This window comes from Achromobacter veterisilvae (genome assembly GCF_900496975.1).
Taxonomy (GTDB): domain Bacteria; phylum Pseudomonadota; class Gammaproteobacteria; order Burkholderiales; family Burkholderiaceae_B; genus Achromobacter; species Achromobacter veterisilvae.
Map to the genome: position 1 here is coordinate 152,424 of NZ_UFQC01000004.1, position 25,722 is coordinate 178,145.

General features: G+C 63.4%; 28 protein-coding genes and 1 tRNA gene. 7 read left to right on the top strand and 22 right to left on the bottom strand.

The genetic code is table 11. The annotated features are described in order from the left end of the window. Nucleotides 1-2 precede the first annotated feature (2 nt). From AVE30378_RS04970 to rpsO, 4 genes are all read right to left on the bottom strand, one after another. Nucleotides 3-1,220, bottom strand: a complete 1,218-nt coding sequence (locus AVE30378_RS04970; RefSeq protein ID WP_129239666.1) for a threonine ammonia-lyase — start codon at nt 1,218-1,220, stop codon at nt 3-5. A 15-nt stretch (nt 1,221-1,235) separates the two neighbouring features. Beyond that, on the bottom strand, nt 1,236-1,958 hold the full coding sequence (locus AVE30378_RS04975; RefSeq protein WP_129239667.1) for a hypothetical protein: 723 nt from the start codon (nt 1,956-1,958) through the stop codon (nt 1,236-1,238). A gap of 390 nt (nt 1,959-2,348) precedes the next feature. Further along, the gene (gene pnp / locus AVE30378_RS04980; protein ID WP_129239668.1) at nt 2,349-4,511 is read right to left on the bottom strand and encodes a polyribonucleotide nucleotidyltransferase; all 2,163 of its coding nucleotides are present in this window, start codon (nt 4,509-4,511) and stop codon (nt 2,349-2,351) included. A gap of 90 nt (nt 4,512-4,601) precedes the next feature. Beyond that, a complete protein-coding gene (gene rpsO, locus AVE30378_RS04985) occupies nt 4,602-4,871 on the bottom strand; it encodes a 30S ribosomal protein S15 (protein WP_006223612.1) in 270 nt (89 codons plus the stop codon). Between the two features lie 337 nt (nt 4,872-5,208). Between rpsO and AVE30378_RS04990 the strand changes: the two genes are divergently transcribed. Next, nucleotides 5,209-5,727 (top strand): hypothetical protein, encoded by a 519-nt coding sequence (locus AVE30378_RS04990; protein ID WP_129239669.1) that lies wholly within the window; start codon nt 5,209-5,211, stop codon nt 5,725-5,727. Between the two features lie 43 nt (nt 5,728-5,770). Here the strand turns inward: AVE30378_RS04990 and pssA are convergent, their stop codons facing one another. From pssA to AVE30378_RS05010, 4 genes are all read right to left on the bottom strand, one after another. Continuing rightward, the gene (gene pssA, locus AVE30378_RS04995; RefSeq protein WP_129239670.1) at nt 5,771-6,544 is read right to left on the bottom strand and encodes a CDP-diacylglycerol--serine O-phosphatidyltransferase; all 774 of its coding nucleotides are present in this window, start codon (nt 6,542-6,544) and stop codon (nt 5,771-5,773) included. 300 nt (nt 6,545-6,844) lie between these two features. Further along, nucleotides 6,845-7,861, bottom strand: coding sequence for a ketol-acid reductoisomerase (gene ilvC, locus AVE30378_RS05000; RefSeq protein ID WP_129239671.1), 1,017 nt, complete (start codon nt 7,859-7,861; stop codon nt 6,845-6,847). A 75-nt stretch (nt 7,862-7,936) separates the two neighbouring features. Further along, nucleotides 7,937-8,428 (bottom strand): acetolactate synthase small subunit, encoded by a 492-nt coding sequence (gene ilvN, locus AVE30378_RS05005; protein ID WP_006223608.1) that lies wholly within the window; start codon nt 8,426-8,428, stop codon nt 7,937-7,939. Between the two features lie 11 nt (nt 8,429-8,439). Continuing rightward, nucleotides 8,440-10,230, bottom strand: a complete 1,791-nt coding sequence (locus tag AVE30378_RS05010) for an acetolactate synthase 3 catalytic subunit (RefSeq protein ID WP_167507609.1) — start codon at nt 10,228-10,230, stop codon at nt 8,440-8,442. A gap of 479 nt (nt 10,231-10,709) precedes the next feature. Here AVE30378_RS05010 and AVE30378_RS05015 point away from each other — a divergent pair, with 479 nt between their 5' ends. Further along, nucleotides 10,710-12,932 carry an FUSC family protein gene (locus tag AVE30378_RS05015; RefSeq protein WP_129239673.1) on the top strand — a complete coding sequence of 741 codons (2,223 nt, stop codon included), beginning with the start codon at nt 10,710-10,712 and terminating at the stop codon, nt 12,930-12,932. A gap of 299 nt (nt 12,933-13,231) precedes the next feature. On the opposite strand, the gene yaaA is transcribed toward AVE30378_RS05015, so the two are convergent. The 3 genes from yaaA to AVE30378_RS05030 all read right to left on the bottom strand — a co-directional run bounded on the left by yaaA (nt 13,232) and on the right by AVE30378_RS05030 (nt 16,112). Further along, nucleotides 13,232-14,002, bottom strand: a complete 771-nt coding sequence (gene yaaA / locus AVE30378_RS05020; RefSeq protein ID WP_129239674.1) for a peroxide stress protein YaaA — start codon at nt 14,000-14,002, stop codon at nt 13,232-13,234. Between the two features lie 16 nt (nt 14,003-14,018). After that, on the bottom strand, nt 14,019-14,801 hold the full coding sequence (locus tag AVE30378_RS05025) for a 3-hydroxybutyrate dehydrogenase (protein WP_129239675.1): 783 nt from the start codon (nt 14,799-14,801) through the stop codon (nt 14,019-14,021). 105 nt (nt 14,802-14,906) lie between these two features. After that, complete coding sequence (locus tag AVE30378_RS05030; protein ID WP_129239676.1) at nt 14,907-16,112, bottom strand: cation:proton antiporter domain-containing protein; 1,206 nt, start codon at nt 16,110-16,112, stop codon at nt 14,907-14,909. A gap of 256 nt (nt 16,113-16,368) precedes the next feature. Between AVE30378_RS05030 and AVE30378_RS05035 the strand changes: the two genes are divergently transcribed. The 3 genes from AVE30378_RS05035 (at nt 16,369) to AVE30378_RS05040 (ending at nt 17,046) form a co-directional block, all read left to right on the top strand. Next, nucleotides 16,369-16,459, top strand: a tRNA-Ser gene (locus AVE30378_RS05035). Nucleotides 16,460-16,618: 159 nt separating this feature from the next. Continuing rightward, nucleotides 16,619-16,777: a hypothetical protein gene (locus tag AVE30378_RS32520; RefSeq protein WP_165360089.1), complete on the top strand. Its 159-nt coding sequence runs from the start codon at nt 16,619-16,621 to the stop codon at nt 16,775-16,777. Nucleotides 16,778-16,827: 50 nt separating this feature from the next. Further along, the gene (locus AVE30378_RS05040) at nt 16,828-17,046 is read left to right on the top strand and encodes a hypothetical protein (protein ID WP_129239677.1); all 219 of its coding nucleotides are present in this window, start codon (nt 16,828-16,830) and stop codon (nt 17,044-17,046) included. Here AVE30378_RS05040 and lysC read toward each other — a convergent pair. From lysC to AVE30378_RS32530, 9 genes are all read right to left on the bottom strand, one after another. Next, complete coding sequence (lysC, locus tag AVE30378_RS33085; protein WP_425265774.1) at nt 17,043-17,222, bottom strand: Rz1-like lysis system protein LysC; 180 nt, start codon at nt 17,220-17,222, stop codon at nt 17,043-17,045. The two genes, AVE30378_RS05040 and lysC, sit on opposite strands and share 4 nt — an antisense overlap. Further along, nucleotides 17,152-17,568: a hypothetical protein gene (locus AVE30378_RS05045; protein WP_129239678.1), complete on the bottom strand. Its 417-nt coding sequence runs from the start codon at nt 17,566-17,568 to the stop codon at nt 17,152-17,154. The genes lysC and AVE30378_RS05045 overlap by 71 nt, the downstream gene beginning before the upstream one ends. Beyond that, on the bottom strand, nt 17,565-17,972 hold the full coding sequence (locus AVE30378_RS05050) for a M15 family metallopeptidase (RefSeq protein WP_129239679.1): 408 nt from the start codon (nt 17,970-17,972) through the stop codon (nt 17,565-17,567). The genes AVE30378_RS05045 and AVE30378_RS05050 overlap by 4 nt, the downstream gene beginning before the upstream one ends. A 122-nt stretch (nt 17,973-18,094) precedes the next feature. Beyond that, a complete protein-coding gene (locus tag AVE30378_RS05055) occupies nt 18,095-18,439 on the bottom strand; it encodes a hypothetical protein (protein WP_208742349.1) in 345 nt (114 codons plus the stop codon). Further along, entirely contained in the window at nt 18,432-18,728 is a 297-nt protein-coding gene (locus tag AVE30378_RS05060) for an ADP-ribosyl-(dinitrogen reductase) hydrolase (RefSeq protein WP_208742350.1), read from the bottom strand. The genes AVE30378_RS05055 and AVE30378_RS05060 overlap by 8 nt, the downstream gene beginning before the upstream one ends. A 473-nt stretch (nt 18,729-19,201) precedes the next feature. Further along, complete coding sequence (locus tag AVE30378_RS32525) at nt 19,202-19,375, bottom strand: hypothetical protein (protein WP_165360090.1); 174 nt, start codon at nt 19,373-19,375, stop codon at nt 19,202-19,204. A 70-nt stretch (nt 19,376-19,445) separates the two neighbouring features. Further along, on the bottom strand, nt 19,446-19,733 hold the full coding sequence (locus AVE30378_RS05065) for a hypothetical protein (protein WP_129239680.1): 288 nt from the start codon (nt 19,731-19,733) through the stop codon (nt 19,446-19,448). After that, nucleotides 19,730-20,461: a Rha family transcriptional regulator gene (locus tag AVE30378_RS05070; RefSeq protein ID WP_129239681.1), complete on the bottom strand. Its 732-nt coding sequence runs from the start codon at nt 20,459-20,461 to the stop codon at nt 19,730-19,732. The genes AVE30378_RS05065 and AVE30378_RS05070 overlap by 4 nt, the downstream gene beginning before the upstream one ends. After that, nucleotides 20,454-20,624 (bottom strand): hypothetical protein, encoded by a 171-nt coding sequence (locus tag AVE30378_RS32530; protein WP_165360091.1) that lies wholly within the window; start codon nt 20,622-20,624, stop codon nt 20,454-20,456. The genes AVE30378_RS05070 and AVE30378_RS32530 overlap by 8 nt, the downstream gene beginning before the upstream one ends. Nucleotides 20,625-20,714: 90 nt before the next feature. On the opposite strand from AVE30378_RS32530, the gene AVE30378_RS05075 reads away from it, so the two are divergent. Further along, nucleotides 20,715-21,308, top strand: coding sequence for an Arc family DNA-binding protein (locus AVE30378_RS05075; protein ID WP_129239682.1), 594 nt, complete (start codon nt 20,715-20,717; stop codon nt 21,306-21,308). Next, nucleotides 21,305-21,874, top strand: a complete 570-nt coding sequence (locus tag AVE30378_RS05080) for a hypothetical protein (RefSeq protein WP_129239683.1) — start codon at nt 21,305-21,307, stop codon at nt 21,872-21,874. The genes AVE30378_RS05075 and AVE30378_RS05080 overlap by 4 nt, the downstream gene beginning before the upstream one ends. A gap of 101 nt (nt 21,875-21,975) precedes the next feature. On the opposite strand, the gene AVE30378_RS05085 is transcribed toward AVE30378_RS05080, so the two are convergent. Continuing rightward, on the bottom strand, nt 21,976-24,513 hold the full coding sequence (locus tag AVE30378_RS05085) for a glycoside hydrolase family 24 protein (protein WP_129239684.1): 2,538 nt from the start codon (nt 24,511-24,513) through the stop codon (nt 21,976-21,978). Then, nucleotides 24,513-25,721 carry a hypothetical protein gene (locus AVE30378_RS05090; protein WP_129239685.1) on the bottom strand — a complete coding sequence of 403 codons (1,209 nt, stop codon included), beginning with the start codon at nt 25,719-25,721 and terminating at the stop codon, nt 24,513-24,515. Before AVE30378_RS05090 ends, AVE30378_RS05085 begins: the two co-directional genes overlap by 1 nt. Between the last annotated feature and the right edge of the window lies 1 nt (nt 25,722).

Consider the following 25,722-nt stretch of genomic DNA (forward strand, 5'->3'; position numbering starts at 1 on the left):
CCTCAGTGGTCGTGATTGCTGGCGGCGAAGCCCGCCGCGTTCAGCACCGCGATCACTTCCTGGATATGCTCGTGCCCGCGCGTCTGCAGGACGAAGTCCACTTCGACATTGCGCACCGGCAATGAGGTGAATGCGCGCTGGTGGTGCACCTCGGTGATGTTGGCCTGCGCGTCGGCGATGAGCTTGGTGGCGTGCGCCAGCGCGCCCGGCAGGTCGCGCAGGTCCACGCGGATGCGGGCCAGCCGCCCGGCCCGCACCATGCCCCGCTCGATCAGCTCGCCCAGCATCAGCGGGTCGATGTTGCCGCCGGTCAGCACCAGCCCGATGCGCTTGCCCTTGTAGCGGTCGCTGCCGTCTTTCTGCGCATGCAGCAGCGCGGCCAGACCCGCCGCGCCCGCCCCTTCGACCACCGTCTTCTCGATTTCCAGCAGCACCACGATGGCGTGCTCTATATCGCTTTCGGAGACCAGTTCGATGCGGTCGACCAATTGGCTCACGATCGGCTGCGTCAGCGCGCCGGGGGATTTCACGGCGATGCCCTCGGCGATGGTGTACAGCCCCTGCGGCATGGACACGCCGTTGACCGCCGCGTACATGGACGGAAAGCGTTCGGTCTGCACGCCGACGATCTCGATGCCGGGCTTGAGCGCCTTGGCCGCGGTGGCGATCCCCGAAATCAGGCCTCCCCCGCCGATGGCGATGACCAGCGTGTCCAGTTGCGGCTGGTCCTCCAGCATTTCCAGCGCCACCGTGCCCTGCCCCGAAATGACGGCCTCGTCGTCATACGGATGGATCATGATCAGGCCGCGCGATGTCGCCAGCTCATAGCCATGGGCCTTGGCGTCGTCGAAGGTGTCGCCCGCCAGCACCACTTCGGCGCCGAAGCGGCGCGTGTTGGCGATCTTGACCGTCGGCGTGAAGCGCGGCATCACGATCACGGCCGGCACGCCCATGCGCTGCGCATGGTAGGCCACGCCTTGGGCATGATTGCCGGCCGACACCGCGATCACGCCCTTGGCGCGCTCTTCGTCGGACAAGGTCAGCATGCGGTTCAAGGCGCCACGTTCCTTGAACGACGCGGTGAACTGCAGGTTCTCGAATTTCAGCCAGATTTCGGCGCCGAAGATGTCGGACAGCGTACGCGACAGGGTAAAGGGGGTCTTCAGCACCTGGCCGCGCAGGTTTTCGCGGGCGGTCTGGATAGAGGCGATATCGATCACGATGGGTAGATCCGGTTAGCGGACAGGCAGAAAATTGAACAGCAGCAGGCCCTGCGCATAATTGATCCCGATGCGCCGCGAGTTTTCACCCAGCAGGTTGGCGATCAGGTCCAGCCGGCCGATGATGGCGCCGAACTCCCGCTCGAAGCTCAGATTCGTGGCGTTGGGGGACATTTCGTTGGCCAGCAACAGCGGCTCGCCTTGATTGTTGCGGCGCGACGCCAGCAACCAGGCGGCGGCCTCGACATTCCGTGCGGCATTGTAGACCCGCTGGCCATCCAGCGCGTCGGTGGCATACAGCCGGGTCTTGCCGTTGTGAGCCGCGATGATGGTGTCCGCCAGGCCGTAGATGAAGGCGCCGACGCGGTCGCCCGTGTAGTTGGGGTCAAGCGACACGGCCAGGATCTGGATGTCGCGCAGGCCGGCCAGATCGCCGGGCGGGACGCGGACTTCGATGGCATGCTTGACGCGGTTCACGGCCGTCTTCTGGTCCGCCACGCCGGTCTTGCGCCATTCGCGGGGATTGCGGCGGTAGAGCTTGTCCAGGAGGGAATACAGGCTCGTGAGGTTGTCGCGGACTTCCAGGGTGACCGTGCGGTTGAAATCGGTCTGGGCGAACTGGTCGGCCGACATGTCTTCGCCGGCGGGGCCGCGCTGGCCAGGACCGGGGCTGCCCATGCAGCCGGCCAGCATGGCAAGCAGCACCGCCATAACTGTGGTTGTCAGCCATCTATTCATGCTTGGCTCATCCGATTTCCCCCTTCGCGCCAGACTTTACAGGAATCCCGGGATTCGTAGGATGGGTGGAGCGCGAGAGTTCTTAAGCAAGAACCCCAGCATCCAGCGCGCGCAACCCATGCTGCCGTGAGCAGACAGCGCCCGACATCGGCCATGGGCAGACGGCTCCCCCCGCATCGGCCATGGGCGGACAGCCCCCCCCGCATCGGCCGAAAAAAACAGTCGATTGCAGCCGTATGGGTTGCGCGCGTTCGGCATCCGGGTTCTTGCCTAAGAACTCTCGCGCTTCACCCATCCTACGTCGTCGCCAGAGTCTCGGCACAGCACAACGCCCCCCCCAAAGAAAAACGGCGCCTTGCGGCGCCGTTCTTCGTCAATCAGCCTGCAAGCTTATTCGGCTTGCGGTTCCGATTGGGGAGCGGCTTCGGTAGCGGCAGCGGGTTGCTGCGCTTCGATGCCGCCGATGGCCTTGATGGACAGGCGCAGGCGGCCCTTGTCGTCGGCCTCGATGACCTTGACGCGGACCTGCTGGCCGACCTTCAGCACATCATTGATGTTGGCGATGCGGTAGTTGGCGATTTCCGAGATGTGCAGCAGGCCGTCGCGGCCCGGCAGCACCTGCACGATGGCGCCGAAGTCCAGCAGGCGCAGCACCGAGCCTTCGTAGACCTGGCCCACTTCGACGTCGGCGGTCAGCTCGACGATGCGGCGCTGGGCTTCCTTGGCCTGCGCTTCGTCGACGCTGGCGATCACGATCGTGCCGTCGTCGGAGATGTCGATCTGCGTGCCGGTTTCTTCGGTCAGCGCGCGGATGGTGGCGCCGCCCTTGCCGATCACGTCGCGGATCTTCTCGGGGTTGATCTTGATGGTCAGCATGCGCGGGGCGAAAGCCGACAGTTCGCCGCGCGAACCGTCCAGCGCTTCCTTCATCTTGCCCAGGATGTGCAGGCGGCCTTCGCGGGCCTGGGCCAGCGCCACCTGCATGATTTCCTTGGTGATGCCCTGGATCTTGATGTCCATCTGCAGCGCGGTGACGCCGTTTTCGGTGCCCGCGACCTTGAAGTCCATGTCGCCCAGGTGATCTTCGTCGCCCAGGATGTCCGTCAGCACGGCGAACTTGCCGCCGTCCAGGATCAGGCCCATGGCCACGCCGGCCACGTGATCCTTGACCGGCACGCCGGCGTCCATCATGGCCAGCGAGCCGCCGCAGACCGAAGCCATCGACGACGAGCCGTTGGACTCGGTGATTTCCGACACGATGCGGATCGTGTACTGGAAGTCTTCAGGCGCCGGCAGCAGCGGGATCAGCGCGCGCTTGGCCAGGCGGCCGTGGCCGATTTCGCGGCGCTTCGGCACGCCGATGCGGCCCGTTTCGCCGGTGGCGAACGGAGGCATGTTGTAGTGCATCATGAAGCGGTCGCGGTACTCGCCCATGAGCGCGTCGATGATCTGTTCGTCTTGCTTGGTGCCCAGCGTGGCCACGACCAGCGCTTGCGTTTCACCACGGGTGAACAGCGCGCTGCCGTGCGCGCGGGGCAGCACGCCCAGGCGCACGCTGATGGGGCGCACGGTGCGGGTGTCGCGGCCGTCGATGCGCGGTTCGCCGTTCAGGATCTGGCCGCGGACGATGGCCGATTCCAGCGAGAACATGATGTTGTCGACGGTCACCGCGTCCGGGGCGGACTCGCCCTTTTCAGCGGCGGCGGCGGCCAGCTTGGCCGACACGTCGGCCGACACTTCACGCAGCTTGGCGGTGCGGGCCTGCTTTTCGCGGATCTGGTAGGCGGCGTTCAGGCCTTCCTGGGCGGCCGAGGTCACGGCGGCGATCAGGGCTTCGTCCTTGGCGGGCGCTTGCCAGTCCCAATCGGGCTTGCCGGCGTCCTTGACCAGTTCGTGAATGGCGTTGATGACGGCCTGCATTTGCTCGTGGCCGTAGACCACGCCGCCCAGCATGATTTCTTCGGACAGTTGCTGCGCTTCCGATTCCACCATCAGCACGGCGTTTTCGGTGCCGGCGACGACCAGGTCCAGCTTGGACGACTTCAGTTGCGAGGCGGTCGGGTTGATGGCGTACTGGCCATCGATGTAGCCCACGCGCGCGGCGCCGATCGGGCCGTTGAACGGGATGCCCGAAATGGCCAGCGCGGCCGAGGCGCCGATCATGGCGGCGATGTCGGGATCGATCTCGGGATTGACCGACAGCGTGTGGATGACCACCTGGACTTCGTTGTAGAAGTCTTCGGGGAACAGCGGGCGCAGGGGACGGTCGATCAGGCGCGAGGTCAGCGTTTCCTTTTCGGACGGCTTGCCTTCGCGCTTGAAGAACCCGCCCGGAATACGGCCGGCAGCGTAGGTCTTCTCGATGTAGTCGACGGTCAGCGGGAAAAACGTTTGACCCGGCTTGGCCTTCTTGGAAGCCACGACGGTGGCCAGGACGACGGTGTCCTCGATCGACACCACCACGGCGCCGGAGGCCTGGCGAGCGATCTCGCCAGTTTCCAGGACGACCGTGTGCTGGCCGTACTGGAACGATTTTGTCACTTTATTGAACATGACGATTATTCCTTACAAATGAAAAACCGTGGCCGTCGCGACATGCGTCGCACCGACCACGGTTGCGTCATGGGGAGCCAGCCCCGTCGATCACTTGCGCAGACCGAGTTTTTCGATCAGTGCGCGGTACGAATCGGGATTGCGGCCCTTGAGATAGTCGAGCAGCTTGCGGCGACGGCTGACCATGCGCAGCAGACCGCGGCGCGAGTGGTGGTCCTTCATGTGTTCTTTGAAGTGACCGGTCAGTTCGTTGATACGGGCGGTGAGCAGAGCCACCTGGACTTCGGGGGAGCCGGTATCGCCTTGAGCGCGTTGGAATTGCGCAACGATATCGGATTTCTTGATGTCAGCTACAGACATTGATGACCTCTTCGGACATGCGACAGGGCCGAGGCGCCCTGACGTGGTTTGGAAAAAATTTGCGCGAACCTGGCTGAATTCGCTTTCTCACTGCTGCCATTGATGACTCAAACAGCAACCTGGAACGAGCTTGACGCTCGGGTCTAAATCCTGGGACTTACACCCCGGGGGTCCAGTCCCATCCTCAGGCTTCCGCGGCCAGCGCAAAGTATCTTGCAGAATCAATACACTTGATAAAGCTCGATGATTATAGCCGATTCGCTAGAATTACCCCAATGCGCCGGCCGTCCCCTTCCCTGGGCCGGATGGCCGCCCCCCGCCTCCGCAGGAGAGAGACATGTCCAAATATTACAAAACCGCCCGCACCGCGCTTGCCGCCGCGGCGCTGGCCGGCCTGACCGCCTGCGCGAACCTGGCCCAGATCCCCCCCGGCGCGCCCTACGCCGACGTCCTGACCCAGTTCGGCCGTCCCAATTTCGAATGCCCGCTGGCCAATGGCGGAAGCCGCGTCATCTGGACCCAGCAGCCCATGGGCCAGTACGCCTGGGGCACCAACGTCGGCACCGACGGCCGCGTGGACCGCGTGGTGCCGCTGCTGACGGACGCGCACTTCAAGGTGCTGGCCGAAGGCGACTGGGGCCCCGAGCGCGTGCGCTGCGAATTCGGCCCGCCCGCCGTCATCGAGGAATCCGGACTGGGCGAAAAGCGCGAAGTGGTGTGGTCGTACCGCTACAAGGAGAACAGCGTCTGGAACTCGCTCATGTACGTGTACATGGGCCGCGACGGCAACAAGGTGACGCATTTCCACCCTGGCCCGGACCCGATGTACGACGACGACAAGTTCATGTGGCGGTAAACCCGCCGCGGCGGGTTTTTGCTTTTCTGATGGCGGGGGCCGGTCAGGACGAGTGGCCGCGGCGCTCCTGCGTCAGGCGGCGCGCCCGGTTCCAGCGCCAGGCCCAGGTGATCCAGCCGGACAGGCCGTACAGCACGAACAGGCCGAACAGCACGACCGGGGGATCGCTGGAGATAAAGACGAACACCGCCACCACCAGCAAGATGCCCCAGAACGGCACGCTGCGGCCCAGCGCGAAGCTCTTGCCGCTGAAGAACGGCGCGTTCGACACCATGGTGATGCCGGCGTACATGGTCAGCGCGAACGCCACCCAGGCCATCAGGCTGTCGTGGATGGGCAGTTTGTTGTCCACGGCCAGCCAGACGAAGCCCGCCACCAGCGCGGCGGCGGCCGGGCTGGGCAGCCCCTGGAAGTAGCGCTTGTCCACCACGGCAATGTTGGTGTTGAAGCGCGCCAGGCGCAGCGCAGCGCCCGCCACGTAGACGAACGCGGCCAGCCAGCCCCAGCGGCCCAGGTCGTTCAGGATCCATTCGTACATGACCAGCGCGGGGGCCACGCCGAAGGACGTCATGTCGGACAGCGAGTCGTACTGCTCGCCGAAGGCGGACTGGGTATTGGTCAGGCGCGCCACCCGGCCGTCCATGCCGTCCAGCACCATGGCGACGAAGATGGCGATGGCGGCGACTTCGAAGCGGTCGTTCATGGCCTGCACGACGGCGTAGAACCCCGCGAACAACGCCGCGGTGGTGAACGCGTTGGGCAGCAGGTAAATGCTTCGGTGGCGGTTCTCGGAATCGCGCATGGAAAAATTGGGCATGGTCTCAATAACTTACAACGGACATGGAAAGGTTAACCCATCTGGCCCCGCTTGCGGGCCGGAGCAAGGGGCGTGCCTGCGCAATCGGCCAAGAAAAAGCGGCACGCCGATGCGGCGGGGTGTCTGACACCGGGGAATGGGTCAATGCGGCAAGGTGTCTGACACCCCCGAAGCACCGCCTCAACCCGACGCCCCTCTCCCACGGGTGTCAGACACCCGGAATGAAAAAAAGCGGCATGCCCTCGCAGGCATGCCGCTTTTTGACCAGTATCGCGGGAACGGGTCCCGCATCCGCATGGATCAGTTCTTGGACTTGTCCACCAACTTGTTGGCGGCGATCCAGGGCATCATGGCGCGCAGCTTGCCGCCCACCACTTCGATCTGCGATTCCGCGTTGATGCGGCGGCGCGAGGTCAGCGTCGGGGCGCCGGCGGCGTTTTCCAGGATGAACTTCTTGGCGTATTCGCCAGTCTGGATGTCCGTCAGGCACTGGCGCATGGCCTTGCGGGTTTCGTCCGTGACGATCTTCGGACCCGTTTCGTACTCGCCGAACTCGGCGTTGTTCGAGATCGAGTAGTTCATGTTGGCGATGCCGCCTTCGTAGATCAGGTCGACGATCAGCTTCAGTTCGTGCAGGCACTCGAAGTACGCCATTTCGGGCGCGTAGCCGGCTTCCACCAGCGTGTCGAAACCGGCCTTGATCAGTTCGACGGTGCCGCCGCACAGCACGGCCTGTTCGCCGAACAGGTCGGTTTCGGTTTCTTCGCGGAAGTTGGTTTCGATGATGCCGGCACGGCCGCCGCCGTTGGCGCTGGCGTACGACAGGGCCACGTCGCGCGCGGCGCCCGACTTGTCCTGGTACACGGCCACGAGGTGGGGCACGCCGCCGCCTTGCTTGTAGGTGTTGCGCACGGTGTGGCCCGGGGCCTTCGGCGCGATCATGATGACGTCGATGTCTTCGCGCGGCACGACCTGGCCGTAGTGCACGTTGAAGCCGTGGGCGAACGCCAGCGCGGCGCCCGGCTTGATGTTGGCATGCACTTCCTTGTTGTAGACGGAAGCGATGTTCTCGTCGGGCAGCAGCATCATGACGATGTCGGCGGACTTGACGGCGTCGGCGACTTCCTTGACTTCCAGGCCGGCGTTGGCGGCCTTGTTCCACGAGGCGCCGCCCTTGCGCAGGCCGACCACGACCTTCACGCCCGATTCATGCAGGTTCTGCGCGTGCGCATGGCCTTGCGAGCCATAGCCGATGATGGCGACGGTCTTGCCTTTGACGAGGGAGAGATCGCAGTCTTTGTCGTAGAAAACTTTCATGTTGTGCTCCAGATTCCAGTATTTTGGATATTGTTCAGTTCAGATGTAGGGTGCGGCTTGGCCTGGAAGGCCGGGTCAAATCTTCAAAATCCGTTCACCGCGTCCGATGCCGGACACGCCGGTGCGCACGGTTTCAAGGATGGCACTGCGGTCCAGGGCCTCCAGGAAGGCCTGTACTTTTTCCTGCACCCCCGTCAATTCGATGGTGTAGGACTTGTCGGTCACGTCGATGATGCGGCCGCGGAAGATGTCCGCCATGCGCTTCATCTCTTCGCGCTCCTTGCCCACGGCGCGCACCTTCACGAGCATCAGCTCGCGCTCGATGTGCGCGCCCTCGGTCAGGTCGACGACCTTGACCACGTCCACCAGGCGGTTCAGGTGCTTGGTGATCTGCTCGATCACCTCGTCGGAACCGGTGGTCACGATGGTCATGCGCGACAGCGTGGAGTCCTCGGTGGGCGCCACCGTCAGGGTCTCGATGTTGTAGCCCCGCGCGGAAAACAGGCCCACCACGCGCGACAGCGCGCCGGGTTCGTTTTCGAGGAGGACGGAAATCACGTGCTTCATGGGTGGCCTCCTTACAGGTCTTCAGAGCCGAGCAGCATTTCGGTCAGCCCGCGGCCGGCCTTGACCATCGGCCACACGTTTTCGGTGCGGTCGGTGATGAAGTCCAGGAAGACCAGGCGGTCCTTGTGCTTCTTGAACGCCTCGCGCAGCGCGGGCTCGACGTCAGCCGGGCGCTCGATGCGCAGACCCACGTGGCCATAGGCCTCGGCCACCTTGACGAAATCGGGCAGCGAATCCATGTAGGACTCGGAATAGCGCGAACCGTAGTCGATCTGCTGCCACTGCCGGACCATGCCCAGGAAGCGGTTGTTCAGGCAGACGATCTTCGGCGTCAGGCGGTACTGGTGGCAGGTCGACAGTTCCTGGATGTTCATCTGGATGGACGCCTCGCCGGTGATGACGGCCACGTCGTGCCCAGGATTGGCCATCTGCACGCCCATGGCGTACGGCAGGCCGACACCCATGGTGCCCAGGCCGCCGGAATTGATCCAGCGGCGCGGCTTGTCGAACTTGTAGTACTGGGCCGCCCACATCTGGTGCTGGCCCACGTCGGACGTGACGAAGGCGTCGCCGCCGGTCACTTCCCACAGCTTCTCCACCACGTACTGCGGCTTGATGACCTCGTCCGAATTGGCGAACTTCAGGCATTCCTTGCCGCGCCAGGCTTCGACCTGCTCCCACCACTTGGCGATGGAGGCGGGCTTGTGCTCGGCCGAGGCGATGTCGTATTGCGCGCTGAGATCGGCCAGGACGTCCTTCACGTTGCCCACGATCGGGACGTCCACGCGCACGCGCTTGGAGATCGACGAGGGGTCGATGTCGATATGGATGATCTTGCGGGCGTTCTGCGCGAAGTGCTTGGGGTTGCCGATCACGCGGTCGTCGAAGCGGGCACCGATGGCCAGCAGCACGTCGCAATGCTGCATCGCCATATTGGCTTCGTACGTGCCGTGCATGCCGGGCATGCCCACGAACTGGCCGCTGCTGGCGGGGAAACCGCCCAGGCCCATCAGGGTGCTGGTGCAGGGCGCGCCCAGTTGCGAAACGAGCTTGTTGAGCTCGGGCGCGGCATTCGACAGGATGACCCCGCCGCCCGTGTAGATCATCGGGCGCTCGGCCGACAGCAGCATCTGCACGGCCTTCTTGATCTGCCCCTGGTGGCCCTTGTTGACGGGCGCGTAGGAGCGCATCGAGATCTCGCCCTTGGGCGGGGTGTACTTGCACTGCGCGACGGTGATGTCCTTGGGGATATCCACCAGCACCGGACCGGGGCGGCCGGTGCTCGCGATGTAGAACGCGCGGCGCATGGTCTCGGCCAGGTCCTTGACGTCGCGCACCAGGAAATTGTGCTTGACGCAGGGACGCGTGATGCCGACGGTGTCGCACTCCTGGAAGGCGTCCTCGCCGATGGCCGCAGTGGGCACCTGCCCGCTGATGATGACCATCGGGATGGAATCCATATAGGCGGTGGCGATGCCGGTGACGGCATTGGTCACGCCCGGGCCGCTGGTCACGATGCAGACGCCGACCTTCTGCGACGAGCGCGAATAGGCATCGGCGGCGTGCACGGCGGCTTGCTCGTGGCGCACCAGGATATGCTGGAATTTGTCTTGCTTGAAAATCGCGTCGTAGATGTAAAGCACCGCGCCGCCGGGGTAGCCGAAAACGTGTTCCACGCCTTCTTCGGCCAGGCAGCGCACGACGATATCGGCGCCATTCAGTTCCATGTTGTCATTCCTTTCAAAACCGGCCCTGCAAACCCTGCCTGCTGCTCGCCCGGATACGGCGGCAACTGAACCCATACCGGCTACGACAACATGATCCGGCGCTTAGCGGCTCACGGAGCCACGCCACCCGGACACCTTGCCGACCCGGCACACGCTCGACAGAACGCAGTGCGAACGCCCCTGGGGGACGCTGGAGGTCGAAATGGAAGCCTTGGCAACACACGCTTGTGGCGCGGCCAACGGCAGGTGTAACTGCTGCGGGATGGATGGGAGGTGTCCCTGGCCATCCGCCTCAACGCACCGGCTTCGGATAGGCAGGCCGGCGCAAGTGGAGGAATTTACCGCGTTGCGTCAAAGGTGGCAAATCGGCCTTTCCACGGCCGTTGCGCGGAAGGTTCGGTAACCATCTGGCCCCAAAAAAAGCCCCCACGCCGCGCGCTACGCGCTTGCTGCCCCCCGAGGGGGCGTTTTTTGCCTTGGGGCGGCCCGGCGGCAAAAAATCCCACTGGCCCCATCTATATACTTGTGGCGTCGCCCAGAACCGAGCCCCGCCCATGGATTTGCGCATTGCCAGCATCCGCCGCTTCCTCTACAGCCATTACTTCTTCGGAGGGGTGCGCCAGGGGGTGGGAATGCTGTTGCCCGTGCTGGTGCTGGGCGGTGTCTTCGGCAACTACACCACGGGGCTGGTGGCGACCTTCGGCGCGCAGTGCCTGGCCATCATCGACCAGCCCGGCGGCCCGCAGCGCCATCGCACCAATGAAATGCTGGGCGGCGCGGCGCTGGGCACCCTGACCGTCGTCATTACCGGGCTGGCGTCCTCGCATCCGGTGCTGATCTGGCTGGCGGTCATCGCGCAGTGCTTCGTCTATTCCATGTTCACGGTCTTCGGCAAGCGCGGCGGACTGATCGGCTTCGCCGGCCTGCTGCTGATGACGCTGACCATGCATTCGCCGCTCGAACCCCACGAAGTGCTGGCGCATGCGGCCGCCACGCTGGGCGGCGCGCTGTTCTACGTGGCGTTCAGCCTGGGCTTTTCCCGCCTGTTCTGGCTGCGCGAGGAACAGCAGGCCATGTCGGTGGCGCTGTTCGCCACCGCCGACTACGTCGCCGCCCGCGCCGCCTTCTACGACGACACGGCGGACCTGGACGAGGCCTACCGCGCGCTGATCCAGCGCCAGTCCGTCATGACGGAAAAACACCAGGCGGCGCGCGACATGGTGCTGCGCGCCCTGCCCCGCGGCAAGGGCCTGGGCGACCGCCAGCGAGTGATGATCTGGAACATGTTCGTGGACATGCTGCAACTGCTGGACACGCTGGTGGCCACGCATACCGACTACGCCGCCCTGCGCCGCACGCTGGCCGGCAACGACTGCCTGATGTTCATGCGCGACGCGCTGGTGAAGATGTCGCTGGAACTCAACCGCATCGCGCTGGACGTGTCGCGCGGGCGCAAGGTGCAGTACCGCAGCAGCGCCCGCGCCGAACTGCGCGCCATCGAATACGAGATCGAACAGCTCAAGCAGCAGGGCCTGGGCGAACGCGAACCGGAAATGCTGGCGCTGATCGTCCAGGTGCTGCGCCGCCTGCGCAATTCGGCGCGCATCGTGGACCGGCTGGCCGACCACACCGCCGCCTCGCCGGACGCCAAGCCCACCGACGTGCTGCGCATCAACAAGTCGCTCACGCGCTTCATCTCGCGCCAGGAATTTCGCGTGGGGCTGCTGACCAGCAACCTGCGCCTGGATTCGCCGCATTTCCGCTACGCGCTGCGCGTGACGGCCGCCGCCGCCATCGCCATGACGCTCGCCAGCCGCTGGCTGTCGCCGGAGTTCTCCGCCCACAACTACTGGATCATGCTGACCATCGTCATCATCATGAAGCCGGGCTTCGCGCTGACGCGCCAGCGCAACGGCTGGCGGCTGATGGGCACGGTGATCGGCTGCTTCTGCGCCCTGCTGCTGTTCCACCTGACCGAACGGCCCGAAATCCTGTTCGCCGTGCTGCTGGGCGCCTGCATCATGGGCAACAGCCTGGTACAACTGAACTACATGGCCAGCGCCATTTTCAACACGCTGTTCGTGGTGCTGGTGTTCCATTTCGTGTCGCCGGGCACCGTCTCCATGGCGGTGATCGGCGAACGCGCCATCGACACGCTGCTGGGCTGCGCGCTGGCGCTGGTCTGCAGCTACATCCTGCCCTGGTGGGAGGCCCGCTATCTGAAGCCGCTGGCGGCGGCGGCCACGCGCGCCAACCGCGAATACCTGATGGCGGGCCTGCGCTACGTCGAGGCCATGCAGGCCCACGGCGCCCCGGTGGGCGCGGCCGCCGGCGACACCCCGGCGGTCACGGACGCCGACCTGGCGTGGCGGCTGGCGCGCAAGAACGTGCACATCTCGTTCAGCAATTTCGCCGAAGCCTTCTACCGGATGATGAGCGAGCCCAAGTCGCACCAGGTGAGCGTGCCCGAGCTGAACAACCTGCTGATCCAGAACCACATCCTGGCCTCGCAGATCACGGCGGCCATCCCCATCCTGGCGGCCCTGCCCAGAACGCCCGAGGCCGTGCAGCGGGCGCTGACCGGCATGGTGGACCTGCTGGACGAAAAGCGCGCCCAGCCGCCGGCCAACCTGCCCACCCAGTTCGAGACGGAAGGCGAACAGGCGGCCCTGGTCTATCCGGTCAAGCAGATGCTCAAGGCGGCCCACATGATCCGGCAGGAACTGCACGCGCTGGCGGACCCGCGGCATGCACCGCCGGTGGCGGCGGCGGCTTGAATCCCGGCGGGCGTACGTAGATGGGTGGAGCGCGGGAGTTGTGGGATGGGTGGAGCGCGAGCGTTGTGGGATGGGTGGAGCGCGGGAGTTGTAGGATGGGTGGAGCGCGGGAGTTGTAGGATGGGTGGAGCGCGGGAGTTCTTAAGCTAGAACGCTATTGCCGAACGCGCGAAACCCATCAGGCGGCGCCAGCCGGCATCTTTGCGCTTGCCACGAAAAACGGCGGCTGGCGCCGCCTGATGGGTTACGCGCGTTCGATATTTGAGTTCTTTCTTAAGAACTCTCGCGCTCCACCCATCCTACGCCTTGCGCCTGAACACCAATTTGTCTTCCGACGAGGCCGACGCGTCATACGCGTAGCCTTCCAGGTCGAAGCCCTGCAGGCCTTCGGGCTTGGACACCTTGTGCAGGATGGCGTAGCGCGCCATCAGGCCGCGCGCGCGCTTGGCGTGGAAGCTGATGATCTTCCAGGCACCGTTCTTCCAGTCCTGGAACACGCACTGCACCACGCGCGCCTTCAGGGTCTTCAGGTCGACCGATTTGAAGTACTCCTCGGACGCCAGGTTGACGATCACCGGCGCCTTCTGTCCCGCCTGGCGCTCGTTCAGGTAGCCGGCGATGGTTGAACCCCAGTACTCGTACAGGTTCTTGCCCTTGGGTGTGGCCAGGCGCGTGCCCATCTCCAGGCGGTACGGCTGCATCAGGTCCAGCGGACGCAGGACGCCGTACAGGCCGCTGAGGATGGCGACGTGCTCCTGCGCCCAGTCCAGTTGTTTGGCCGACAGGGTGGAGGCCTCCAGCCCTTCGTACACGTCGCCGTTGAAGGCCAGCACCGCCTGGCGCGAATTGGCCTGCGTGAAGCTGCGCTTCCAGTGGGCGTAGCGCTGCACGTTCAGTTCGGACAGGGCCGGGCTCAGGCTCATGAGGTCGGAGATATCCTCGGCCGACTTGGTCTTCAGCACCTTGATCAGGCCGGCGGCCTGGTCCACGAACAACGGCTGGGTATGCGTCTCGACGTGCAGCGGCGAGTCGTAGTCCAGTTTCTTGGCGGGGGAAAGCAGAAACAGCATGGCGGGATTCCTTTGTTCAACGCGCCGTCCAGCCGCCATCGACCGAGACGGACGTTCCAGTGATTTGCGCGGCGGCGTCCGAGGCCAGGAACACGGCGGTGCCGCCCAGTTGTTCCGGCGTGACGAACTGCAGCGAGGGCTGCTTTTCGCCCAGCAGTTCGCGCGCGGCGGCTTCCTGGTCCACGCCGTTCTTCTCCGCCAGCGCGGTGATCTGCTTTTCCACGAGCGGGGTGCGGACCCAGCCCGGGCAGATGGCGTTGGCGGTGATGCCCTGCCCGGCCGTTTCCAGCGCCGTGACCTTGGTGAAGCCCACCACGCCGTGCTTGGCCGCCACGTAGGCCGACTTGTAGGCCGACGCCACCAGGCCATGCGCCGAGGCGATGTTGATGATGCGGCCGTAGCCCTGTTTCTTCATGTGCGGCAGCGCGGCCGCGGTGCCGTGGAACACCGCCGACAGGTTCAGCGCCAGGATCGCGTCCCACTTTTCTACCGGGAAATCCTCGATCTGCGCGGTGTGCTGGATGCCGGCATTGTTGACCAGGATGTCAAGGCGGCCCATCTGGCGCACGGCGTTCTCGACCAGCTCGCGCACGGCCGCGCCCTTGGACAGGTCCGCGCCGTCGTAGATCACCTTCACGCCATGCTTGCCGGCCAGGCCGGCGCGGACTTTCTCGATCTCGGCGGCGTCGCCGAAACCGTTCAAGACGATATCGGCGCCCTGCTCGGCGAAGGCGGTGGCGATACCCAGCCCGATGCCGCTGGTGGAACCGGTGACAAGGGCGACTTTTCCTTTAAGCATGAGCGTTCTCCTGTGATCTGGCACGTGGGACGGGAAGCAAGGCAGGCGTCAAGTGTAGCTGCCCGGCAAGACGGCAATCATGCCATGTCCGCGCGGCCGGCGGGGTCAGGCCGCGGGCGGCTTGTCCCCGGGTCCGGAAGGCGGCGCCGCGGGCCCGGCGGCCGGCAGGTCCGCCATGCCTCCCCGGTTCTCGGGTATGCGCTCCAGCAGCTTGATGAGCACCGGCACCACGCCCATCGAGATCGCGACCACCACGGACAGCACGTCGCGCTGCTCCAGGTTCATAAGATGGTTGTCCCAGGCTTCGTTGAAGATCGCGAAGCTGAACTCGCCGCCCTGCGCCAGCGCGACCGCGAACAGCAGGCGGTGGTAGCGGGGCAGCCCCAGGAACCGCGCAAAGCCGTACAGCACCAGGCCCTTGACCAGCAGCAGCGCGGTCACGCCGACGATAATGAAGAGCCAGTGGTGTTCGACCACCCCCAGGTTCACGGACATGCCGATGGCCACGAAGAACAGGCCCAGCAGCAGGCCCTTGAACGGGTCGATGGCCTTTTCCAGTTCGTCCCGGTAGCGGGATTCGGCCATCAGCACGCCGACCAGGAATCCGCCCAGGCCCGCCGACAGGCCGGCGTAGTCGAACAACTGGGCGGCGCCCACCACCATCAGCAGCGCCGCGGCGGTGAACAGTTCGTTCAACTGCGCCTTGGCCGCCCAGCCCAGCAGCCGCAAGCGGTAGGCCAGCGCGACCACGACGACGGCGACCAGGGCCTCTTTGAAGGACGGCGCCGACGAGCCGTCGGACCCCAGCAGGCCAGCCGCCACCAGCATGGGGATCGCCGCCATGTCCTGGAACAGCAGCAGCCCCAGGGCCGACCGCCCCAGCGGCATGCGCGTCAGCCCGCGCTCCTCCAGCAGGCGCAAGGCCACCGCCGTGGACGACAGCGCCAGCGACAGGCCGCAAAGCACCGCCGCCTGCCATCCCATCCCGGCCAGGTGCCGCAGCGCCGCGCCGAACACCACCCCCAGCAGCAGGCCGCAGACCAGCATCTGCAGGGAACCCAGCACGAAGACTTCGTTGCGCATGGCCCACAGGCGCCTGGGCGAGAGTTCCAGCCCGATGATGAACAGCATCATCACCACGCCCCACTGGGACACCCCGATCATGGTGTCCACGTTCGTGACCAGCTTCAGGCACGACGGCCCCACCAGCACGCCCGCGATCAGATAGCCCGGAATGGCGCCCAGGCCCAGTTGCTGGGTGACGGGCACGCACAGCACGGCCGCGAGCAGGAGGATGAGGATGAGATCCATGAAGGCGATGGGCTGCGGAAGAGGCCGGCGCGCAAGGCCGGCATGAGGGAGATTCTGGGCAAAGAATGCCGCCGCCGGAAGTCAGTTGAAACCCGCGATGGGCCGCTTTCAGGCACCTCTTTACACAAGTGAAAAAAATCCTGTAGAATTGCGGGCTTCGCTACTTCGACAACGAAGATCCTTCCGACCAGGGATCTTGCGTGGAATGAATCCTTAAACGAATCTTTCCGCCGTTTTCGAAACCCCGTAGCGGAAAGGAGAGGTGGCAGAGTGGTCGAATGTACCTGACTCGAAATCAGGCGTACGGTATCCCCGTACCGTGGGTTCGAATCCCACCCTCTCCGCCAGTATTCAAGCACTTACGTGCTTTGCAAAGGCCCCGAAAGGGGCCTTTTGCTTTTGGCCTGGTGGGGAAAATATTGACGGGTGCCCGAGCCTAGGTAGGGATGGTCCTGTAATTCCACCAATGACCGGATACAGAGATTGGGCCGGGCTACAGTCCCAGCATGGAACCCTGGCCCTATGACCGATATTTCACCGTGGCAGAATTCGCCGCCCTGCCGATCGCGCAGCAGCGGCAGATCGCGCTGATCGTCCGCGCTCTCGTCTACTACCTTGAGCATGGGCCAGAGGCTGCCGCAGTCTCGGGAAAGCCCGAAAGCTGACCCCGATTTCAATGGGAATATACTGTGCAACCATCCAGTATCTTCCCATCATGAACGACAACGGAATTCTCGCCGAGGTCCCCGGCCAATACGTGGCCCAGGCCGCCCAAACCCTGCCGCCGGCCGTTACAGCCGAGGACCGCGACTATGACGTTGTGATAGATGCTGGGCACGCCGGCCGAGTCCGCCTGTTCTACCGCAAACAGAAAGCCCGACGCGGTAAGTTTAGCCACTGGTTCTGGCTGGCCCATCGGGCGGAACGGGTTTAAGGCTTGGCCCAGGCATCTACCACAGCCTGATGCCGGGCGGCGCACTCCGCGTACTGGAACGCCAGCGCGGCATGAGCCTGCGCCAAGTCGTCCCAGGATGCCGAATCAACGTGCGGAATCGGTGGGCACGGCGCGCTGAGGTTGACGGGCAGCGTTGGCCGCGTCGATGGCGTCATTGGTTGCGCGCACCCGGCCAGGGTCGCGCACGCAGTCAGCAGGCAAAGGGCGCTGAACGATTTCACGGGTATACCTCTCGATGACCTGCGGCCACGTCGCGGCGAGTTGATCGATGCGGGCCTGCAGGTCGCCGGACAGACCGGTCAGCCGCTCAGCCTCCGTCTTGAATTCTTCCAGGCTGGCCACGCGGTTGGCTTCCTCGCACTCGGCCCGGCCGGCGGCGCGCTGGGAGTTCCCGTACCACGCAATCGCGCCCACGGAGGCCCCCAGCAGCAACGCGCCCAGCAGGCCGGCTGCGGCGTAGCCCTTCCAACCTGTCAGCATCTTCAGCAGGCCGGCGATCACGCGCGCCCCTTCCAGTCACGCGGGATCTGGAAATGCGGGCCGTCCCTTAGCGTCTTCCAGTCGCCGCCCCACTCCACCGGCACACCCAGTTCGGCGGCGCAGGCCTTGACCACGCCGGCCAGATCCGCGAAGGCCTGCCAGTTGTTCCAGGGAATCGACCCGTCGACCAGCGGCGCCAGGTCGACGGCATGGCTCAACCCGTCCGCCTGCGGCAAGTGGTAGCTGGCCATCGTCTGGCTGACGCCCTTGGCCACGTTCTCGCGCTGCTGCGCGACCGTGCGCAGGCCTTCCACAACGGTGAAATCCACGGCAGTGCGCTGGATGGCCAGCTTCACAATCTCGACTAGGTCGGGATGCACGCCGGCCAGGCGGTCTAGACTGCGTTGGGAAAGTTGGAAGGACATGAACGGCCCCACAGTTTCGATGGGGCCATTCTGTGGCGCACACGGGGCGGTGGCGGATTTTCGTCAACCAATGAAAAAGCCGCCCGAAGGCGGCTTGTTCTCAACGGCTTGAGGCTCAGTGCTTACGCGACGCGCTTCTCACGCGGCTTCGCCCGCTCTGCAACTGCCTCAACCTCCGCCCTAGCGCGGCACGCAGCCTCTTGCAGCAGACGACGCTTCTCGCCGTCGGCGAAGCGCCGCAGAGCCTGCCGCATCAAAGGCTGGTACGACAACCCATGGATCGAGGCGATCATCTTAAAATCTTCGATCAGAGCCTTTTCCAAACGGATAGAGATAGGCTGCAAACCAAGCGCTTCGTTAAGAGCGGTCTCGTTGTGGTCAACCGCGACGACACTCTCTTCGTCCCGGCCCAGTTCACCGGATTCCCACGCGTCGTCGGTGTCCGTGATATGTGTGGCCTTAGACATGATTTTCTCCATATTTCCTGTATATACGAATCTCTTCCCGGTCAGGATCATAAGCTGTGCGAATCACAAACTTATCCGGGAACGGGATGTAACAGACCTTCAGCTTTCGGCCGTAGTCCGTTTCAGCAATGAACCATTCAGTAAGGGGGTCGGTAAGGTTCTTGGCGCGCTTGTCCTGCAGGTTCTTACCGACACGGTTCGCAAAACACTGGAGAATGTCCTCTTCGGACACGGGAGGGGTCTTGGCCGAAAGTTTAGCCCGGACGCCTTGCGAGATGATGAGACCCACTCAGTTCCCCCGGGCATGATCACAATGTAATCGATAAGTCCATTGTATATACACGGCGAACCTTTAGCAATCGCTAATGTTCGCTTGGCCGAACTCTAAGCCGAACGGCCTCAAACGGGGTCGAACCGCCTCGCGACCATGAAAAAGCCCCTCCGAAGAGGGGCTGCCGAGGGTGTCGAGCCTCGCGACGGCCTACCCGGTCCGACGTCCTGAGTCCGCGTACTCAGCCAACCGCCGCCGCATGACGTCCAGCGTGCACTGCATCATGTCCAGCATCCGGTAGGCAGCAGTCAGGGGATCCATGGGATCCGCCGGCGACGGCACCGCCTCCGCCACCTCCCGCGGCGTCCTCATCGCCACGACGCCCTTGGGCAAGCGACCGCGCCGCGGCGCCTGCTCTACCTTTGCGCGATCAAATTGCGGGTGAGTCAATACAACGGCGGATTGCTGCATCGCGACCTCTGTGTTAACTTTCATCGGGTATTCCCTTTCTTTTCGGGTTGGGACTGCAGTTTCAACGCCTCGACGGTGCCAGCCGTCGGGGCGTTTCCTTTTGGATCACGCAGATGCAAATATGCCAGTGCAGCCTCCGGTGTTCTATTAAATGCGTTTAAAGAACGAGCGCTCGAGGGGGTCAGGGTTGACATGGCGGCTCCTTCTCGGTCTGTCCAGAACATGATGACAAATCGCTGGGGGTAGATTCAAGTCCGGGCTTGATCATTGGATTGCGTCCGGCCCGTCGAGAGTTACCGGGATGTCATGACACTGGGCAGTCAAATCGCGCACCGCATCCCGCTGGAACATGTCGATCAATCCATGCAGTTGCTCGACCATTTCATGCATCCCCATGAAAATAAGCTGGTGGGCGATCGAGGAAAAGATCAGCATATATGTCGTGATTTGACTCGTTCCTGACTCTTTCTCGTATTGGGCTGCCATCGACAATATGGGATTGAGCAAGTCGGCATGTTCATCGAAGAGCGCAATGTATGCTGGTTCGCTCATGCCACAGCCCTCGCTAGGCGCTGATTAGCGGCGTTCCCCCGGTTAGGAATGCGCCTTTTCAAGGCCACCGCCAGTTCCTCGCATGCTTCCTTGGCCTTTAGGTAGCAATCCTTGTAGTGCAGCCCCTCTTCCATGCCCTGCGTCAACGCTTCCTGGCACGCCATTTCCACCACGGTAAGCTGGCTATGCTGGACAGCATCTAGAACATCGCGGAAAGCCTTGTCCGAGGCCAGCTTGACCAGCTCAAGGGCTGCGTACTCCATCTTGGTGATGCTCATGTAGTACTTGGCGGCGTTCTGGCTTCCCTGCGCCTTCGCGTAGCTGACGAACTCCTGGATAACGCCTGTCAGAGCCAGCCGAGTTGCCTTTCCTTCCAGGCGCTTCTGCTGCCAATAGGCGTCCTGGCGCTGGAGAAGTATGCGGCGCAGTTCGGCGCGCATCCGCAGAAACTCGTCGACAAGACGTTTCTGGCCCTGCTCAGCCTTGTCGCCACCGATGAACGGCATGGCGATAAGGAAAGCACGCTCGGTCAGTTGGTACGCACGGTACGTCCGGTTCTTGCTGTCGGTGTAGGTAATCTGCGTGAAATCACGCAGATTGATTGCCCGGCTTTCGACCAGTTTGTCTACTGCTCGCATCACATCGTGATGCCGACGACCGAATTCCCGCGCCACGATGTCCGATGTCGTCCACAGGTCATCGCCCTTGACTTGGATGAGGTCATCCATGGCGGACCTCCTTTTCCTGTTCCATCCGACGCGCCTTGTACTCCCGCAGGGCCTCGACAGCGATAGCGTTCATGCTGGTAAAGCGCTCCTTCGCGTAAATCCTGATCCATGCCATGACGTCCGTAGGGGCGCGGAGCTGTCCCCGCCATTCTTCCTGTTCCATAGTTCCTCCATGAAAGATGACTACATAACTGTAATGATTACATATCTGTAGTTGTATCGTCAATAGGGAAACCACTACATAATTGCAGCCATGTCCACGTCACCCAAACCCATCTCAGCAATTCCCCCGTTTGGCCTGAGGATGCAGCCCGCCCTCAAAGCCAAAGTGGAAGAGGCTGCCAAGCAAAACGCCCGGAGCCTCAACGCCGAAATCGTTGAGCGGCTCCAGGCGTCGTTTGATCCTATGGCCAGCGACAGCTCCACTGCCGACATGGCAGCGTTGGCTGCCAGGCTTCAAGCGGAGCTTGCGGAAGAGCAGTTCAAGAATCACACATTGGTCGTCAAACTGTCCGAGGTCGCGGAGATCATGGAGGATGACCTTCACGAACTCGAGACCTATGCCGAAGAGCATGACTTAAGGCTGGACGACTTCGGGATCGACGAATGGGATTGGCGAAAGATCATCAGCGAGTACCGCTACGCAGACCGCTGGCTGGAGCAAGAAGCCAAGAAATATGAAGACCAGCTAAAACAGGCTATGGAGGCCAGAGACCGTAGCCTCAAGGAACTGCGCGAGCGAATCGAGCGGCGCAACGCGGCCGTCCACGCCGGCGCTGCGGAAGAATCCGCGAAGCCGGCAGAGCGGATGCACTTCGACCACACAACGAAGGAGACGGACAAATGACCATCCAGTGGCGCAGGGGTATCCGGCGCATTTTGATAGTTGTGTCCATTCTCTGGTTGATACTGGCTGGGGCGATCCTTGCCACTGCACAAGCAGCACAAGGCTCAGAAGACAAGTTTGCCGACATCTTCGCAGACACCAAGGCGCCTGTTCAAAAGCCTCCAACGCCTTGGAAGGATGTCATTGTTAAACCAGAGTTCCGAGCATTGACTCTTCAGCAACAAACAACTGCTCGGCAACAGTACTTCGACCAAGTCGTGGCGCCGTACGTACCAAACGATAAGCTTGGTGCGGCCAGAGCACAGTTCTTTTCGGCCTATCCTCTCCCGGGCGAGACTCCAAACTTCTTTGATCAATTTGACGAGCCCAAAAAAATCGACCCATCGGCTGTCAAATGGGATCCCTCTACCAAACCGCCCGCAACTAGCATCTTGAATGCTTTGTTTTTCATGTTTGGGCCGATTGCTGCGATCTGGGCTGCCTACTTCACTTTTTGTTGGATTGTTGCTGGATTTCGGCCGAATTCCACTTACTCAAACCAACATGCCAATGGGGTTGACGGATGAAGGATCTCCCCCTATGGGAAAAGATCGCTCAAGCCATTGGCTTCGCGATCATGCTCATCGCGGCCTGGAAAATTCACTACGGCCCCATCTTCTATCGCTGGCTAGCGCGCCGCCGGCAGGCCCAAGCCCCCCGTAGTGATGGCCGGGAAGAGATCTGGAAAGAGAGCCTTTATGCCCGCCTGCGTCGCCGCCTGCGCGGCGACACCACCACCATTACCCTGGAAAGCCGCGCGCCCGACTGCAGGGTCGAGTAGCGCCTCGGCCAAGCGTTCCCGGATCCGCTCGTTCGCCCCGCTGTACGCAAGCCGCCCAACCTGCCCCAACACAGTCCGACCTCCCTTGTCGCCCGCGACCTGCCCCAGTTTCCCGGGCAGCAGGGCTTGCAAGATCCGATCAGTTGCGATGTTCTGCATTGTGTTCGACCCAGCAGCACGCGCCACGTTTTGTGTAGCAGCCTGCCGCGAAAGATCTTGCACGATGCTCTGGATGGTCTGCAGTTGCTGTGGGTTCATCACATCGGCTAGAGAATCCACGCCACCGAAGCCAGTCGACTGCCGTACCAGGGCACGCTCATTGCGCAGCGCCTTGTTGAAGGCATCGGCCATCAATCTCGGGTTGCCAGCCAGATCCGCCGTCCCCGCCGTGTATTTATCGAGCAACCGCTGACCAACATCCATAGCGTTGATCGGCTTGCTGAGATCGGCAAAGAGACTGCGGGCCTGCCCGTACTCAGGAATCCGTGATTCGAGCCAATTCATGAACTGCCCGCGCGTCGCGCGCAACGCAGCCTGCTCGTTCGCCCCAATCCCCAGCGTGCGGTCATTGAGCATGTCATCCAGTGCTTGCTTCAGCGTATGCAGACCATTCCCGGAGATCTGCTGCGTAGCTGCACCAGGCTGGCCAGCGAAAAGCTCCTCCCCTCGTTCGGCGGACAATCGCTGCGCTCTGGCAACCGCAGACTGCATGGCCGGCCGCTTCAGCAACTGTTCCAAGGCTCCATCAACGTCAAGTGTGCGTCCACGAACGGCGGCATACAGAGGCTCTACCGCAGCACTGCGCGCAGCCACCGCCGCCGCCCGAGCAGCGTCGTCTCCGGCGATTCCCTGCAAAGCGGCCACACGCGCCGCGTTGTTGGCCATTTGCTGTTCGGCCAGCGCCGTTCCGAATCGGGTAGGGTCCGAGGACTGAAGCGCTCGCTGCAATTGCGCAAGCCCCACGTCGCCCGCAGCCTCAGCCGTAGTTGGCGCCGATCCCGGCAGTACGGAAGAGGATCGGCCAAGGTTCGTTGCAGCCACGGCCGGATCGCTGGCGAACTCACGCATCACGCTTTGCGCAATTTTTCCCTGCCCTGCTTCCGTGAAAGGCTGAAGCAGGCTTCTGGCCACGTTGCCCGCGTAGCGGGCCCCTGCTCCTACAGCAGCCCCAGCGAAAGGGATCACCGCGCCCACCGCGCCACCGGTGGCAAGTTGCTTAGATTTCAACGCGTCATAGTCTCCCGCCTCCGTAATAGGCTGGGCACCGGCTAAGCCCGCGCCCAATGCCGAACTTCCGGCCGCACGCCCGAACAGCGCGGCCATTCCTTGCACAGTTGCATTGTTCGTGAGCGCGCTCGCGCCTGATCGGGCAAGTTGACCGCCGGCCGTAATCAAGCGGCTGCCAGCGGCCCCGGGCAATACCGCCCCGCCCGCGATGCGCCCGACACCAGCGGCGACTGAGCCGGGGGTGGCTGTCTGATAGTCTTGTTCCCGTTTGATCGCTTCCTGATCAGCCTCAGCAGCGCGCCGCTCAAGCCTCTTCGCCATTTCGGATTCAGGCGCAATTGCCTTGACCATGGAAAGCGTCTGATGAATCGCATTTTGCCCTTCGCCCGCAAAGATATCGCCAAAGCCTTGCTGGAAGCCCTCCTTCAGATTGTCCAGCGCTCCCGGCTCCGCGGTGGATGAGGAAGCTGCGGCCGCTGCCGGGGCCCCATACTGCCCCATGAACTGCGCGCGGGCCGCGTCGATCTTGCCGGCCGGCACGCGCGGCGCCACGACTTGGTCGAAGTACTGCTGCTGGGCCTTGGCCTGCTGCTCGGGCGTCAGGGCCTGGAATTCCGGCTTGGCGATAACGTCTTTCCAAGGCGTCGGAGCCTTGGCGGGTGCTGGCGCTGCCTGGGCGGACGGGAGAATCGCAGACGCGGCCTTGTCCAGTGCTTGGGCCATGAACCCCGGCGAGCGCTTGGGTTGCGCATAGGGGCTGCTGGGAAGGCTGGCCCACGTGCTGCCCGACTTCTGGATCGCCGTGTCGAAGTCGTCAGCGAGGATGGCCGGCAGCGCTCCATTGCGACGAAGCAATTCCACCGCAGCGATATCCTGGCTTTCGGGCCCGAAATCCTTCAGGCCCAGCTTGCCCGCGATGTCATCCCACGTGCTCCCCAAAAACTGATACCGGCCGGCCGCGCTGGTCTTATTTGGCGTACCGTCCGTCTGGGTGAAGTCGTGCAGTAGGCGCGGGTGGTCCGCCAGCGATTCCAGCTTGCCGCCACCGAACGCGGTGTTGTAGCCGTGCGTGTCGGTCCCTTCGGCGCTGCCGATGGCGTCCAGGAAGCGGCGGACGCGTTGGTCCTTGGCGTAGGCGCCCAATTCGTCGATCGTCATTACCCACCCCACAAATGCGCAAAATCATCGCCGGTGGCGCCGCTGGGTGCGCCGGCTGCCGGCTGCGGCTCGGGCGGCGTATTGAACAGCGGATTCGCGGCGGCATAGTCTCGCACGGCTCGGTTGAAGCCGAAATCCAGCCTCCCATGCTCGGCGATATAGTCGTCGGCCAGCCGCGAGATATCAACCTTGCGCTGTTCGAGCGCCCGGAAAGCGGCGAGCATCTTGCGGTTGCCCTCGGGTGTGCGGTCAAGGCCGATCTGTGCGTCGCGCAGGAAGACAAGGTCCCGGTCCGATACGGCGCCCGGCATGCCCATGCCACTGTCCGGCGAGCGCATGATAAGCGCCATGCGGTTCTGGATCGCTCGGATAAGCTCGCCGCCGGCAACCTTGTCGGCATCGCCAACGCCGATAGACTGAGCGAAGCGGCGCAGATTCAGTTCCGATTCGCCGCCCACGCCGGTGCGCACCCCGGATGACAGCGCCTGCTCTGCGAGGTCATACATCCCCATCATCTGCTGGGCCGCCTGCGCCTGCGTGGCGAGATCGTCGTACCGCTTTGCGAAGAGCTTGGCACTTTCGTTGTCCCAAGCCTTCTCCCCGCCGACATTCACCGTCGTTCCCGTTTTGGTGCCGGCCAGCATGGCGTCCTGATAGGGCTTCGTCCCGGGCTGCAGCCCAGCCGCGACCAGATTTCGCATAAGAGGAGTCGTGCCTTCCTTCTCGCCGAACAATGCGCGCATACCGGGGTCGATAACGACCCCCTGTCCCGTCGCGGCGTTGTAACCCGACCCGGTTTCGCCAATATTCTTGAACGGCTCGTAGGTCTTCCCCTCCAGAGCCGAGGTAAGCATATTGATCGTGTCACGGTCGGTCCCAGGATTCCCAAAATTGTCCAACACCTGTTTGCGAAATCCGACCTGCTGCAGGGTCTTGGCGCCGCCGGCCAGGTTATTGACGTCCCCGCCCGTGGCGTACATGTCCCCCAGGCCCGGCATGATGCTGTTCAGCGTGGAGATCGTGCCAGGGTCTCGGAGCTTCTCCAGCTTCAGACCCGACATCTCGGCATCCTGCCCCGCTTTTGCTGCCTGGGCTGACATGAGGCCGGATTGCAGTTGGGCCTGCTGGCGAACGTTAGCCCCCAAACCCAAGGCGCGGATGGCGTTGGAAAGACCGGGCAACGCGCCGGTGGCAAAGTTATCGTTCATA